This is a genomic window from Staphylococcus muscae (assembly GCF_003019275.1).
In the GTDB taxonomy this organism is placed as follows: Bacteria; Bacillota; Bacilli; order Staphylococcales; family Staphylococcaceae; genus Staphylococcus; species Staphylococcus muscae.
On the sequence record NZ_CP027848.1, the window covers coordinates 1,475,625 to 1,490,148 of the forward strand.

General features: G+C 35.6%; 16 protein-coding genes. 15 read left to right on the plus strand and 1 reads right to left on the minus strand.

The window, feature by feature from the left end:
* The first annotated feature begins 117 nt into the window (after positions 1-117).
* The 9 genes from yycF (at position 118) to C7J88_RS07375 (ending at position 8,580) form a co-directional block, all read left to right on the plus strand.
* Positions 118-819 carry a response regulator YycF gene (yycF, locus tag C7J88_RS07335; RefSeq protein ID WP_095118090.1) on the plus strand — a complete coding sequence of 234 codons (702 nt, stop codon included), beginning with the start codon at positions 118-120 and terminating at the stop codon, positions 817-819.
* A 15-nt stretch (positions 820-834) separates the two neighbouring features.
* Positions 835-2,667 (plus strand): cell wall metabolism sensor histidine kinase WalK, encoded by a 1,833-nt coding sequence (gene walK, locus C7J88_RS07340; RefSeq protein WP_095114954.1) that lies wholly within the window; start codon positions 835-837, stop codon positions 2,665-2,667.
* Complete coding sequence (locus C7J88_RS07345; protein ID WP_095114956.1) at positions 2,657-3,994, plus strand: YycH family regulatory protein; 1,338 nt, start codon at positions 2,657-2,659, stop codon at positions 3,992-3,994. Before walK ends, C7J88_RS07345 begins: the two co-directional genes overlap by 11 nt.
* Positions 3,991-4,773 carry a two-component system regulatory protein YycI gene (locus C7J88_RS07350; RefSeq protein ID WP_095114958.1) on the plus strand — a complete coding sequence of 261 codons (783 nt, stop codon included), beginning with the start codon at positions 3,991-3,993 and terminating at the stop codon, positions 4,771-4,773. The genes C7J88_RS07345 and C7J88_RS07350 overlap by 4 nt, the downstream gene beginning before the upstream one ends.
* Before the next feature lie 22 nt (positions 4,774-4,795).
* Complete coding sequence (locus tag C7J88_RS07355; protein WP_095114960.1) at positions 4,796-5,578, plus strand: MBL fold metallo-hydrolase; 783 nt, start codon at positions 4,796-4,798, stop codon at positions 5,576-5,578.
* Positions 5,579-5,918: 340 nt separating this feature from the next.
* Positions 5,919-6,398, plus strand: a complete 480-nt coding sequence (gene rlmH, locus C7J88_RS07360) for a 23S rRNA (pseudouridine(1915)-N(3))-methyltransferase RlmH (RefSeq protein ID WP_095114962.1) — start codon at positions 5,919-5,921, stop codon at positions 6,396-6,398.
* Positions 6,399-6,858: 460 nt separating this feature from the next.
* Positions 6,859-7,275, plus strand: a complete 417-nt coding sequence (locus C7J88_RS10440; protein ID WP_159031411.1) for a hypothetical protein — start codon at positions 6,859-6,861, stop codon at positions 7,273-7,275.
* 107 nt (positions 7,276-7,382) lie between these two features.
* A complete protein-coding gene (locus C7J88_RS07370) occupies positions 7,383-7,700 on the plus strand; it encodes a helix-turn-helix domain-containing protein (protein WP_095114966.1) in 318 nt (105 codons plus the stop codon).
* A 37-nt stretch (positions 7,701-7,737) separates the two neighbouring features.
* Entirely contained in the window at positions 7,738-8,580 is an 843-nt protein-coding gene (locus tag C7J88_RS07375) for a CPBP family intramembrane glutamic endopeptidase (protein ID WP_095114968.1), read from the plus strand.
* Between the two features lie 42 nt (positions 8,581-8,622).
* Here the strand turns inward: C7J88_RS07375 and C7J88_RS07380 are convergent, their stop codons facing one another.
* A complete protein-coding gene (locus C7J88_RS07380) occupies positions 8,623-10,194 on the minus strand; it encodes a Vga family ABC-F type ribosomal protection protein (protein ID WP_095114971.1) in 1,572 nt (523 codons plus the stop codon).
* 423 nt (positions 10,195-10,617) lie between these two features.
* Between C7J88_RS07380 and C7J88_RS07385 the strand changes: the two genes are divergently transcribed.
* The 6 genes from C7J88_RS07385 to C7J88_RS07410 all read left to right on the plus strand — a co-directional run bounded on the left by C7J88_RS07385 (position 10,618) and on the right by C7J88_RS07410 (position 14,509).
* Entirely contained in the window at positions 10,618-11,073 is a 456-nt protein-coding gene (locus C7J88_RS07385; protein ID WP_157728649.1) for a LytTR family DNA-binding domain-containing protein, read from the plus strand.
* A 12-nt stretch (positions 11,074-11,085) separates the two neighbouring features.
* Positions 11,086-11,475: a DUF3021 domain-containing protein gene (locus C7J88_RS07390; RefSeq protein ID WP_095114975.1), complete on the plus strand. Its 390-nt coding sequence runs from the start codon at positions 11,086-11,088 to the stop codon at positions 11,473-11,475.
* A gap of 581 nt (positions 11,476-12,056) precedes the next feature.
* Positions 12,057-12,155 (plus strand): type I toxin-antitoxin system Fst family toxin, encoded by a 99-nt coding sequence (locus tag C7J88_RS07395; protein WP_106904263.1) that lies wholly within the window; start codon positions 12,057-12,059, stop codon positions 12,153-12,155.
* A gap of 371 nt (positions 12,156-12,526) precedes the next feature.
* Complete coding sequence (locus C7J88_RS07400; protein WP_106904264.1) at positions 12,527-12,625, plus strand: type I toxin-antitoxin system Fst family toxin; 99 nt, start codon at positions 12,527-12,529, stop codon at positions 12,623-12,625.
* 371 nt (positions 12,626-12,996) lie between these two features.
* A complete protein-coding gene (locus C7J88_RS07405) occupies positions 12,997-13,095 on the plus strand; it encodes a type I toxin-antitoxin system Fst family toxin (RefSeq protein ID WP_106904264.1) in 99 nt (32 codons plus the stop codon).
* A 364-nt stretch (positions 13,096-13,459) separates the two neighbouring features.
* Positions 13,460-14,509 carry an ABC transporter permease gene (locus tag C7J88_RS07410; RefSeq protein ID WP_095114979.1) on the plus strand — a complete coding sequence of 350 codons (1,050 nt, stop codon included), beginning with the start codon at positions 13,460-13,462 and terminating at the stop codon, positions 14,507-14,509.
* The last annotated feature ends 15 nt before the right edge of the window (positions 14,510-14,524 follow it).

Consider the following 14,524-nt stretch of genomic DNA (forward strand, 5'->3'; position numbering starts at 1 on the left):
GTATAGGAGTGTGAACTTGAGCACTATTATTTAAAAAGATCGTATAGTAGCTCATCACATATTAAAACATGTTCAGCGCTTCGACGTTGGATGAATGAAGAAATGAGGTCATGGATGATGGCGAAAAAAGTAGTTGTAGTAGACGACGAAAAACCAATTGCAGATATACTTGAGTTTAACTTAAAAAAAGAAGGATATGACGTCTTTGTTGCTTACGATGGTGATGATGCAGTCGAGTTAATCTATGCACAAGAGCCGGATATTGTCTTGCTCGATATTATGTTGCCAGGTCGAGACGGCATGGAAGTCTGCCGTGAAGTGCGTAAAAAATATGACATGCCAATCATTATGTTAACGGCGAAAGACTCTGAGATTGATAAAGTGTTAGGGCTTGAGCTTGGCGCAGATGACTACGTAACGAAGCCGTTCAGTACACGTGAATTAATCGCACGTGTCAAAGCAAACTTACGCCGTCACCATGCACAACCAAGTGTGGACAACAGCCAGCAGTCTAACGAAATTGCGATTAAAGACATTGTTGTGTATCCAGATGCATATTCGATTAAAAAACGTGGTGAGTCAATCGACCTGACACACCGTGAGTTCGAATTGTTCCATTATCTCTCTAAACATATGGGACAAGTGATGACGCGTGAACACTTATTACAAACCGTATGGGGTTATGATTATTTTGGAGATGTACGTACAGTAGATGTGACGATCCGTCGCTTGCGTGAAAAGATTGAAGATGATCCATCACATCCAGACTATATCGTGACACGTCGAGGTGTGGGATACTTCCTACAACATCATGAGTAGAAGGATGTTGCATTTATGAAGTGGTTAAAACAATTTCAATCTCTTCACACAAAACTGGTGATTGTGTATGTTTTATTGATTATTATCGGAATGCAGATTATTGGTTTATACTTCACCAATAGTCTAGAAAAAGAAATGACCGAGACATTCAAAACGAACATTGCACAAAATGCCAAGCAGATTGAGTTGAGTATTGAAAGGATTTATGCAGAAGGTAACAATACAACCAATACACAGAAAGAAATTCAGAACTTGCTGAATGAATATGCGAATCGCAATGAAATGATTGAAATTCGCTTCATCGATACAGACCAAATTATCGTTGCAACATCGAAACAGTCAAATCGTCATCTCATCAATCAGAAGGCGAATGACAGTGCGATTCAGAAAGCTTTGTCGCTGCGCCAATCGAACTCGGAAGTAGTGCTGAAAGATTATGGGGAAGGCAAGCAGCGAGTATGGATTAAAAACATGCCGGTGACAACGAGTAAGGGACTCATCGGTAATATTTACATCGAATCGAATATTAACCAAGTGTATGATCAACTGAGTGATATCAATCAGATTTTTATTGTCGGGACAGGGATCTCACTGATTATTACTGTGATTTTAGGTTTCTTCATAGCACGTACGATTACGAAACCAATCACGGACATGCGTAACCAGACGGTCGAGATGTCGAAAGGGAACTATACGCAACGTGTGAAAATCTACGGTAATGACGAAATTGGTGAACTGGCACTTGCGTTCAACAACCTTTCGAAGCGTGTTCAAGAAGCACAGGCGAATACGGAAAGTGAGAAGCGGCGCCTGGACTCGGTGATCCGTCATATGAGTGACGGTGTTATTGCGACAGACCGACGTGGACGGATTAAGATTATTAACGATATGGCGTTGAAAATGCTCGGCAAGACGAAGGAAGATGTCGAAGGTGTGTTCATCTTTGACGTGCTGGACTTGAACGATGAACTTAGCTTAGATGAACTGAACGATAACAACGAAAGCTTGCTAATTGACATTAACGAAGAAGACGGGATTATTGCACGCTTGAACTTTAGCACGATTGTCCAAAACACGGGATTTGTGAATGGTTATATCGCAATGTTGCATGATGTGACTGAGCAGCAACAAATCGAACGAGAACGTCGCGAATTCGTGGCCAATGTATCGCATGAGTTGCGCACGCCTCTGACGTCGATGAATAGCTATATCGAGGCGTTAGAACAAGGCGCATGGAAAGATGAATCAATCGCGCCACAATTCTTGTCAGTAACACGAGAAGAGACGGAACGTATGATTCGACTCGTGAATGATCTGTTACACTTATCGAAAATGGACAATAAGTCGGAACAGGTTACGAAAGAGATCGTTGATTTCAATATGTTTATCAACAAAATCATCAACCGTCATGAGATGTCAGAGAAGGAAACGACATTCGTGCGTGATATCCCGAGTCAGACGATCTTTACAGAAATTGATCCAGACAAGATGACACAAGTGTTTGATAACGTCATCACCAATGCGTTGAAGTATTCACGTGGTGAGAAGCGGGTAGAGTTTCATGTGAAACATAATGTGACACACCGACGTCTCACAGTCCGCATTAAAGATAATGGTATCGGTATACCAGTAAACAAAGTCGATAAAATCTTTGATCGCTTTTTCCGTGTGGATAAGGCACGTACACGAAAAATGGGTGGTACAGGACTTGGTCTCGCCATTTCTAAAGAGATTGTGGAAGCACACAATGGTCGCATATGGGCGAATAGTGTAGAAGGCCAAGGAACGTCTATCTTTATTACGTTACCATGTGAAGTCATAGAAGATGGTGATTGGGATGCGAATTAAAGAACTGATCAAATCCATCACGCTTACGATACTTGTCATATCAAGCATTGTGCTGACACTGTTAATCTGGAACTTTACGCCAGATATTGCGGATGTAGACAGTGAACTAGCGAAAGAGAATACAAAATCGATTGGACCACGATTCGAATCACAAATCAATCAAGTCATCGCACCCTTACAATTGGTTCATGTCCACGGCACGAACATTGAAGGCATGCCAGCAACACGTGAAGTAAATGAACTGTCAGATATATTTGCCAAACAGCACATCAATAAAGTCGTCTACATTGAAAATGATCAGTCGTTATTATTAAGAGAACTGAGCGATCATTTTCTCATTTTAGACTACCCGACAGACATCCCGATAGCGATATATCTCAGTGATGTGCTCGATGTACAGGCAAAAGTACCGAACCATTTTAAATTTAATCGTTTGATTTATGATATTGATTCGGCAGAACATCTTGTTGTCTACGCAATTGATGAAACACGACATCGTGCAGTTAAAATGACAACATCAATTAAAACGAGCAGTGCAAAAAACCACTTGGAAGAATTGAAGATGGCTTTGCGACCATATATGAATGTCTCAACAAATGAAGATACGGTTAATAAAGCGACATATCTTTATGCGCCGAAAGCACCCGAAAATTTAAAAACATATCGCACGATTTTCAATCACATTAGTGTAGAAGATTTGAATGCGATTCTGTTTGATGATACGCCAATTGTACGTACAACGAAAAGTGGAAATACGATATACAATAACAACACAGGCGTCGTGAACTACGATCCAGATAGAAAAACATATCATTATACGAACTTGACAGAAGATGAATACAGCACACGAGATATGAATATCAGTATTCCAAGAACATTTGATTATATCAATGAGCACGGTGGCTTTACCGATGATTTCCGCCTTTTCAATACGAATAAAGATCAAGGATTGATTACGTATCAAATGTTCCTAAATGGACGGCCTATCTTTTATCCAAATCAACTGAACCAAATTTTGGTGAGTTGGGGAGAGCGTGGTATCTTTGAATACAGCAGAGGTTTGTTGAAGACGAATGTAACAATCGATAATGGGGAAAAACCTAAGAAATTACCGACACTGGAAGATGTACGTGGTGCACTGGCAAGTAGTAACCAAGTCGACTATCGAAAAGTTGAACAATTGGTAGTCGGTTACCGTATGGTATCGAAAAAAGGGCCGGATAATCGATTAGAAATTCAAGAAAATAGTCAGTTTGAACCGATATGGTTTGTGAAACATGAAGGGAAATGGTACGAATTCAATGATGGGGAGTTGATCGAACAATGAATTGGAAACACGCCAAAACATTATTCATTATCGTATTCTTTCTCATCAATGTCGTACTTGTCATTTTGTACGTTGATAAGTACAACAAGTCAAAACTAAACCCATCAGCGACAGAGAACGGTGTTAACTTTGCACAAGAAAACATCAAGCTACCAAAAAATATTCCCGAAGTAAGCAAAGTGAAAATGCAGCTGATCACAGCACGTTCACATAACTTTGAAAAAGATACAGAAGATCAGAGTGACTCAAGTCAAAGTGAAAATGGTTATGTTCTGACGAAGGAAGTCAATGAAACGGTCGATGTCAAATTGGATCCAATTTCTCATCTTAAACCGTATATTAATGATAACGTCTACAAAGGCAATGAATATCAATATCATGAAACAAAAGGCGAAGAAATTAAATATGAACAAACATTTGAAGGCTTCCCAATCATGAATAATAGGCGAGCTGCCTTGACATTTGTCACAGCAGATAACAATCGAGTGAAGTCATACAAACAAGCTGCAATGGAAGACGTCCGTCCGTCTAAAGGGGCGAATAATAAGCGCCACAAAGTCATCAGTGCATATGAAGCATTAGAAGCACTTTATTACAATCAGTATCTTAAAGATGGCGATGAAGTTAAGGGCTTGAGATTAGGCTATTATACTGTTGTAAAAGAGACGAACCTTCAAGTACTTCAAGCCAATTGGGAAATTCATGTGAAGCGTGGCAATCAGACGAAAACGTATTATGTTGAGGCCGTCTCATCGAATCCAAAAATTATAGAACAGTAGAAAGGGTGGTCACTTGATACGAATGAGTGTACTTGCGAGTGGTAGCACAGGAAACGCCACTTATATAGAGAATGACAAAGGCAGTCTACTTGTCGACGTAGGTTTGACAGGTAAGAAGATGGAAGGCTTATTTGAACAAATAGACCGAAAAATTGAAAACCTGAACGGTATTCTAGTGACACATGAGCATGTCGATCATATTAAAGGATTAGGTGTAATTGCGCGCAAATACGGACTGCCTATTTATGCGAACGAAAAAACATGGTCGTGCATCGAAAAGAAAGACAGCAAAATTCCAACAGATCAGAAATTTATTTTTAAACCATATGAAACAAAGTCAATCGCAGGTTTTGATATCGAATCATTCAGTGTGTCTCATGATGCGATTGATCCGCAATTTTATATTTTTCATAACGATTATAAGAAATTGACGCTGATCACAGATACAGGTTATGTATCCGATCGTATGAAAGGCATGATTCGTGGTAGTGATGCTTTCGTATTTGAGAGTAACCATGATGTCGATATGTTACGAATGGGACGTTATCCGTGGAAGACGAAGCAACGTATTCTGAGCGATATGGGGCATGTATCCAATGAAGATGCGGCCTATGCTATGAGAGATGTCATCACAGGTCAGACGAAACGCATTTACCTATCACATCTGTCTCAAGACAACAATATGAAAGATTTGGCGCGTATGAGCGTGGGTCAAATATTGCAAGAGCATGATATTGATACGACGAATGAACTAAAATTGTGTGATACGGATAAAGAACAAGCAACACCTATCTATACGTTATAAGGAAATTGAACAATGAAGGCCGTGATGATCACAGAGCAATGAACGCTGTGTACGTCATGGTCTTTTTTGTGTATAGTATAAATGAATAAATGCACAAATATGCAATGAATTATCCCCAAAACTGTACACAAAAATATCAACAAAATGTACTATCCACATGTTAATAAAGAGCTTACCAACAGAGTTATACACATATCCACAGAATTATCCACAAAAAGAAGGGTAAATGTTTGTTTTTAAATAGTTGTTCTATACATAGGATGCATAAAAAGAAGAGATAGTGTGAATAAGTTAATAACATGTGGATAACTTATCGAATTATACACATAAGGAGCATAAAATGAAAATCACAGTAATTGCAGTTGGAAAATTGAAAGAAAAATACTGGAAGCAAGCGATCGCAGAATATGAAAAACGACTCGGCACTTATACAAAAATAGACATTGTAGAAGTTCCTGATGAAAAAGCGCCTGAAACTATGAGCGATAAAGAAGTAGAACAAGTAAAATACAAAGAAGGACAACGTATTTTAGCTAAAATCAAACCACAATCTACCGTCATTACATTAGAAATACAAGGCAAGATGTTGAGCTCGGAAGCACTCGCACAAGAAATCCAGCAACGCATGACGCGTGGCACAAGTGACTTTACATTTGTCATCGGTGGTTCTAACGGCCTGCATCAAGATGTGATGAACCGTAGCGATTATGCGTTGTCATTCAGTAAAATGACCTTCCCACATCAAATGATGCGTGTGATATTGTTGGAGCAAGTGTATCGTGCGTTTAAGATCATGCGTGGAGAAGCATACCATAAATGATGCGGTTTTTTGGAATCACATCACTATCAGATAAGCAGAAGCATTCTCTAAAATACCTTTAAGTAGTTGTTGAAAGGAGATATTAATAATAAGTACATTAGATATAATAAGTTATTATCGTAGATTTAAAGATGATGTCGAAAAAAGACTCTCTATACCTTTTCATTATGTATTATTTGGCATAGCATTGATCATTTGGTGTTTAGGCTACCGAATAGATAAATTAAGCAATTTTGTAAATAAAGATTTGAAGAATAAAGTCTTACATACATTTTCATTGATATACGACCATCTCATTTTATGTACATTTATATTTATATGTATAGTTCTTATCATTTTATTTATTTATAAGGGGCTAGGTACGTATAAATTTACCTTTAATGAAAAAGAGTACACGGATGGTACAAGTAGATCAGTTAATTATGTTGCCGCAATAAATAGAATTATTAATTTATATATATTGATACTTACAAAGTATTGGATTTATTATTTTCTTGTTTTGTTATTTTTTAATAATGTCAGATATGATTATTTGAGTGAGAGATCCATTGAAATTAATTCAGGACTAGGAATACTCAAGATTTTAATATTAATTTCATATATATTAAAATCTATTTTTATTCTAAAAATTCCTATTGATAGAACAACTTTTAGAATTAATAGAGAAAAGTTGGAATTAAGATATATTATTTTGAATGAAAAGAATAGGTACTTGATTGTGAAGCCTTCTTATAGAGAAAAAACTATATATTATGTGGTGGAAAAAGAAATGATTAACGGAAGTGATGACAGTTTTGAAATAATTAATCGTTCTGAAAACTGGGATGAAATTGTATATCACTTTGATTATTTATGTAATAAGAGAGACAACATGTAAAATCCGAAACAGATATAACATAACGATCGAAATGAGTGACACGATGATCCATATTGTATGCAGAATTTGACATGCAACTTTGATAAATTTATTGAGAGGTGACATATATGGAACTTAGTACTCAGATAAGAAAATATCGAAAAGCGGCGGGTCTGACTCAAGAAGCGTTGGCAGAAAAACTGAATACAACACGACAGTCAGTTTCAAAGTGGGAACAAGGTGTTTTGGAGCCTAACCTTCAGATGTTAAATGAATTAGCAACACTGTTTGAGATAAGTCTTGATGAATTAGTAAACGGTGTGCAGACTAAAAATTCTAGAGAAAGATTACCTATGAATTTTTGGGAATTTGCTAATGAAAAATGGTGGTTTATTTTAATCATTGTTCTTGTTATCTGTGGTACTTTTGGACAAATTTTCGGATAGAATGTTGCCTACATAATTTTTTGAAAGAGGTCATTAGATGGCAAAGACAGCCAAAATTTTAGGTATGGTTATATTACTATTCTGCATTTCAGTATTTGCACAAAATTTAGGGGTATTATGGCATTTTTTCAATTGGAAAGGGTTAGAGTACGTATTGCATGGGGTGACTAACCTTATTGTAACTGTAATGTTGATTAAATGGCTCGTTAACAAAGGATTAAAGAGCAAGTTGTCTGATTATCGTATAACGCATATTAAGATATTCCCATTGTGTGTCATTCTAGGTATAATTTTACCAGTAGTTGTTAATTTGATTTATATCACTTTTATACCAGGTGAGTTTGTAGTGACGCAATTAGATTCAATGACGGATTATATTGAAATGCTACTGTATACGGTGTTTATTTCAGGCATAGTTGCACCTATTGTGGAAGAAATGGTGTTTAGAGGTATACTTCTAAAATATGTTGAAGAGAAAACGAATATTGTTTTTGCAATCATTTTGAGTTCCTTTTTATTCAGTATTGTGCACTTATTTAATGGTAAATTAGAAGGCATTGACTTATATTTGTTAATTTTAGCAGGATTTTTAGCAGGTACCATGTATGCTACTGCTTCGTATTATTTTAATTCTATATGGGCAGGTGTTGCCTTGCATATGTGCTGGAACATAGCAGGAATATTTACTGTTACTAGAGTTGAAGTAGATTACAGTCTTTTTCAGTACATTATCAAAATAGATAATGTTTGGTTGACTGGTGGCGAATACGGTATCGATGCATCTTTCATTTCGATTTTAGGTTACATATCCGTCATTCTTATTTTGTGTATTTCAAAGGGCGTTAATCACAAGAATATAATATTAAATAAACCGAACTAACTATTGATTAGTTCGGTTTGCTTATTCTTTTTTTATCTGATATCAATCATCAAGTTCAAGTTTTTTCTGGATGAGATTTTGAAATTCATGCTCTAATTCATCTGTTGGCTCAATACTTAATCTGCTGAGTATCTCCGTTATTTTCATCTCAAGTATCATTTTTTCATCTTCTGTTGTACTTCTTTCTTGTTTCATTTGCTCAGATTTAAACTGGTTAAAATCACTTTCAAATATGTTGACCTCCTGATTCTCAATCATCAGGATTCGATTTGCCACTTTTTCAATAAAGCGTCTATCATGAGAAGCGAAAATTAAAGTGCCTTCATAGTCTTGTAATAAAGATTCAAATGCATCTACTGCTTCCATATCTAGGAAGTTTGTTGGCTCATCTAATATTAATATATTAACGTCACTTAGAAAAATCTTGGCAAGTGCAACCTTTACGCGTTCACCACCACTTAAAACTTTCACCCGTTTGTGAACATCATCTTTAAAAAAATACATTCTCGCAAGGACTGTTCGAATCAATGTTTCATTTTGTTTAGATGAATCTTGAATATTTTCTAATATAGATTTTTCAAGTTTTAATATATCTAAATTTTGACTGAAATAACCGATTTTAGCTGATGGTGAGAGTGAAACATTAGGATCATGATGAACAATCTTATTAATTAAGGTGCTTTTACCAACGCCATTATCTCCAATAATTGCTAGTTTTTCACCACCACGAATATTGAAACTGGTTGGATTCCATAAGGTTTTGTTATTAACTAATCCTGTAAGATCTTCCACTCGAATAACGATACGATTGTTTAATGATTCGGAATGAAGAATATCCATTTTAAATGGTTGAATCATTCTCGGTTGGTGTTTAATCTCCAATTGATTTAATCGTGTTTCTAATGACTTTGCAGTTTTTTGGAGCTTTTTTTGCTTATTCGCAAAATAGACGTTTATCCCTTTTTGTCTCGCATCCGAATCACTGAGATTTTTCGGTTTTTTCGTTGCTTGTTGTGCTTTTATTTTTTTAAGTTTGATTGCTTCTTGCAAGTGCTTTTTCTGATTTTCATATTCTTGATAGGCTAGTTGTTCTTGTCGTTCTTCTAATGCTTTTTGTTTCATGTAGTCGCTGTAATTTCCTTTGTACGTGTTGATTTTTCCATCTTTCAGTTCCCATATTGTCGTACATAATGTGTCCAAAAATGAGCGATCATGAGACACGATAATAAAGCTTCCATGCCAATTCTTCAATTGCTGTTCTAGCGCTTCTATATGTGTGATATCAAGGTTGGCTGTTGGTTCATCTGCGAGCAATAGTTCTGGTCTCTTATCCAATGCTTGTTGAATATATGTTTGTGTTACTTCGCCGTCGCTTTTGTGAGCATGCACAGTCTTTAATTGTGGTATATGTCCACATTGCGCATAATGTCTGACAGTCGCTTGTTCAGGCGAAATGCTATGATCGAGTATTTGAAGTAATGTTGTCTTTCCAGTGCCATTGCGCCCAACTAGCCCAATGCGTTCACCTTGATAAACTTGTAAATGATCGATGTCCAAAAGTAAGCGGTCTGCGATAGAGTACTTTATGTGAGAAGCTTCTAATAAAATGCTCATAAATTAATCCCCCTTAAAATAAGTGGAGACAAAAAATGCCCCCTATTTCATTCAGAATAGGAGGTCTTAATCGACATAGGTGTCATCTAAAAGGCATAATTCTGCCTTAGATACCAATACAGATATACAATCCTATCCTGAAAAATAACAGTTGAAGACAGACTCATACAACATCAAATAATGAGAATCCTTCAATTGTTTATGTTCAAAAATAGGATTAGTAGCTCATGTAATTGGTTCACCCTTTCATTTATAATACTTACTCTTAACATATACATGATTTACATTCTTGTCAAATAGTTACATTTTATAAGGTGATTTTGATTTTAAATAACCGCTCATTCCTATAAACAGACCGGTTGCGCCATAACTACTGACAAGCATGAATAAAAGACATACGATATAGGTGAAGGAGGGATGATGATGAAACAACTACTCAATGTCCATTTAAATTTGGATACGAATTCAACCACCACAGATGTAACAATTAACACGCATGATTCAGCACTGGGAACAGACTTGTTGAAGTACATACAACAGTACGAAGCACCGCATAGTAAAATTGGTGTAAAAACAGAACAGGGTGTTCACCTTGTACTTAAAACAGACATTATCTTTGCGGAGATATTTGAAAAGCAACTGACGATTGTGACAACAGAACATGCTTACACAACACGAATGACACTTCAACGATTACAACAAGCATTAGCAGACCGTCAATTTGTACAGATCAGTAAATCATCTCTCGTCAATATTGACTATATTACAAAAGTAGCACCTTCGTTTTCTGGGAATTTGTATGCAACACTAACCAATCAACAAAAAGTCACAATATCTAGAAGGTATGTTAAAAAATTAATGCAAAGTTTAGGAATATAGGGAGGAGAAATTATGAAAAAAATGATAAAATCAATGCTTATGGCAATAGGAATTGGTAGTTCTATTACGCTGTTTGTTATCCCGATATATAATATTCAAATGGGCATTCAAGATGTTTTGGGGCTCTATGTGATTTGGGTAGTGTGTGGTTTTTTACCGATTGTCTATCAAAATGAACGTATGCCACTTGCATTGCAACTCTTGATTCACTTTAGTGGAAGTATCATTGCGTTCTTTATTATTTCAACGCTCAATGATTGGGTGCCATTAAAAGTAGAGGCATTAGTTGGTGCATTCATCATTTTCACAATGATATTTCTTGTTATTTGGTTCATATTCTTCATAATCAATGTAAAACAAAGCAAGCAGATCAATAAAAAAATTAAAGAAACACAAAAGTAACAACAAAAAAGTGTGTAAGAGATTGAAACATTGTGCAGTTTCTTCGCACTTTTTAAGTTGATTGAGAAGTAAAGCGTTTAGACTGACGGCATACTTATTTTTTGAATGGAGTTCATTAAAAGTTACCGTTTGAGACAAATTGCTGAGATATTTTTAACATGATAAAAATTAAATAGCATATAAGAAGTAGTGAGAAACTTTATGATTGTAAGTTTTTCACTACTTTTTTGTTTCAAAGGTGTCATTATCGTATCAGCATGGGAAGTTAGTAACAATAACAGAAATAATAGCTAGTTAGTCGGTAAGCAATGAGTTGTGTTAAATTAGCGAAATTTAGAAATAGTAAGATTCCGTAGACTTTAGTCAAGACAGTAAAAACGTTAAGAGTATAAAACAAGTTTAATTGACCAAATCATTGTGATATCAAAGATAGGTGTGAGCATAAGTATATGAATAAATTGTTATTTAAACATAGTAAAATCAGGAAAACTGGAGTTCGACTAAAAAGTATGAAACAGTTTAATATAAAAGTAAGTTGTCTATCCTTTAGACGTCAAATGACGTAGAAAGGGGGATTGAAGTTGCACGATGTATTCTATCATGTAACGACCACAGTGATGAGTGGTTGTATAGTCGCCTTGTTTGCGCATTGGCTACGTAAACGAGATGAGAAAAAATAGACGATGAAGCCAAACCAAATAAACCCCTACACTAGTTCCAGTAGTGTGGGGGTTTGGGGATTGAAAATGATTGATGTATTCTTCTATTACATTATAACACTTCGTCCAGAAAAAGAAAAATTAGGAAAGTTTAGATTTTGTGTTTGGATAGCATGAATAATATGAAAAACTGTAAAATTTATAAAGTAGTTAAATAGTAAGAAATACTGATATGACAATGTTTGTTAGTCGAATATTATAAAGGGAAAATCAGAAATACTATACAGAAATTAAAAGAATGGAGTTCGACTAAAAAGTGTGAAACAGTTTAATATAAAAGTAAGTCGTCTATCCTTTAGACGTCAAATGACGTAGAAAGGGGGTGGATGTATATGATCGGGACACTCTTTCATGTCGCAACCACAGTAATAAGTGGTTGTATAGTTGCCTTGTTTGCGCATTGGCTACGTAAACGAGACGAGAAAAAATAGACGATGAAGCCAAACCAAATAAACCCCCACACTAGTAACAGTAGTGTGGGGGTTTTGGTGTATGATATGATTGGAACACTCTTCTATTACATTATAACACTTCGTCCAGAAAAAGAAAAATTAGGAAAGTTTAGATTCTGTGTTTGGATAGCATAAATAATATGAAAAACTGTAAAATTTATAAAGCAGTTAAATAGTAAGGAATATTGATATGACAATGTTTGTTAGTCGAATATTATAAAGGGAAAATCAGAAATACTATACAGAAATTAAAAGAATGGAGTTCGACTAAAAAGTGTGAAACAGTTTAATATAAAAGTAAGTCGTCTATCCTTTAGACGTCAAATGACGTAGAAAGGGGGTGGATGTATATGATCGGGACACTCTTTCATGTCGCAACCACAGTAATAAGTGGTTGTATAGTTGCCTTGTTTGCGCATTGGCTACGTAAACGAGACGAGAAAAAATAGACGATGAAGCCAAACCAAATAAACCCCCACACTAGTAACAGTAGTGTGGGGGTTTTGGTGTATGATATGATTGGAACACTCTTCTATTACATTATAACACTTCGTCCAGAAAAAGAAAAATTAGGAAAGTTTAGATTCTGTGGTTACTACATGTTCATTATATCAAAATAGTAAAGTGTTGAAGTTTTGGTGCAGGTCTCTTTTTACGTGAACGAAGCCGATATTACTGCATCTATTCATAAATGTTGATAAGATATAAAGCATTAGGCTTCTAAAAATCTGGATGTTTTTAAAATGAAATCTCTACATGATTTTGCTTATTTTTGGGAATATATCAATATATGAAGAAGAAAGAAGGGCGTATATGTTTTTAGCTTGGAATGAAATTAAACGCAATAAATTAAAGTTTGGTCTTATTATCGGTGTGCTGATCATGATTAGTTATTTGCTGTTTTTACTATCTGGTCTGGCGAGTGGGCTGATGAATATGAATAGAGAAGGGATTGATCGCTGGCAAGCAGATGCGATTATCCTAAATAAAGATGCGAATCAAACCGTACAACAATCATTGTTTGAAAAAGAGGATGTGAAGGACGTCTATGACAAACAAGCTACGTTAAAACAGGCCGGAGTTATCGTATCGAATAGTGATAAGGAAGAGAATGCTTTATTATTCGGTGTAGAAAAACAATCATTTTTAATTCCAAAAATAATTGAAGGAAAGCCATTTAAGGCTGACAATGAAGTCATTGCGGATGAAACGTTAAAAGAAAAAGGATTCAAAGTGGGAGACACACTTTCTCTATCACAATCTGATGAAACGGTTAAAATTGTTGGATTTAGTGAAAGTGCGAAGTACAACGCATCACCGGTGTTGTTTGGAAATGATGCCACAATTGAAAAACTGAATCCTTCTTTAAATGATGAAGTGACAAATGCAGTTGTTGTTAAAGATAAGAACTGGGAGAAGAAAACAATAGAGAGTGATTTGGAAGCAATCGAAATTGAAAGCTTTATTGAAAATTTACCAGGCTATCAAGCACAGAATTTAACATTAAACTTTATGATTTCATTCTTGTTTGTGATCTCTGCGACAGTTATCGGTATTTTCTTGTATGTCATGACACTACAAAAAACAAGCTTATTTGGTGTATTAAAAGCACAAGGCTTCACAAATGGTTATTTAGCGAAAGTCGTGCTATCACAAACGTTCATTATTTCATTAATTGGAACATTGATTGGTTTAGGTTTAACACTACTAACTGGTGCCTTTTTGCCAAGTGCAGTTCCTATTAAGTTCGACACAGTAACGCTTATTATTTATGGGGTGGTGCTTATCGTTGTGTCACTGATTGGTAGCTTATTTTCAATATTGACGATTCGAAAGGTAGATCCATTGAAAGCAATTGGGTAAAGGAAGGTGAAAATG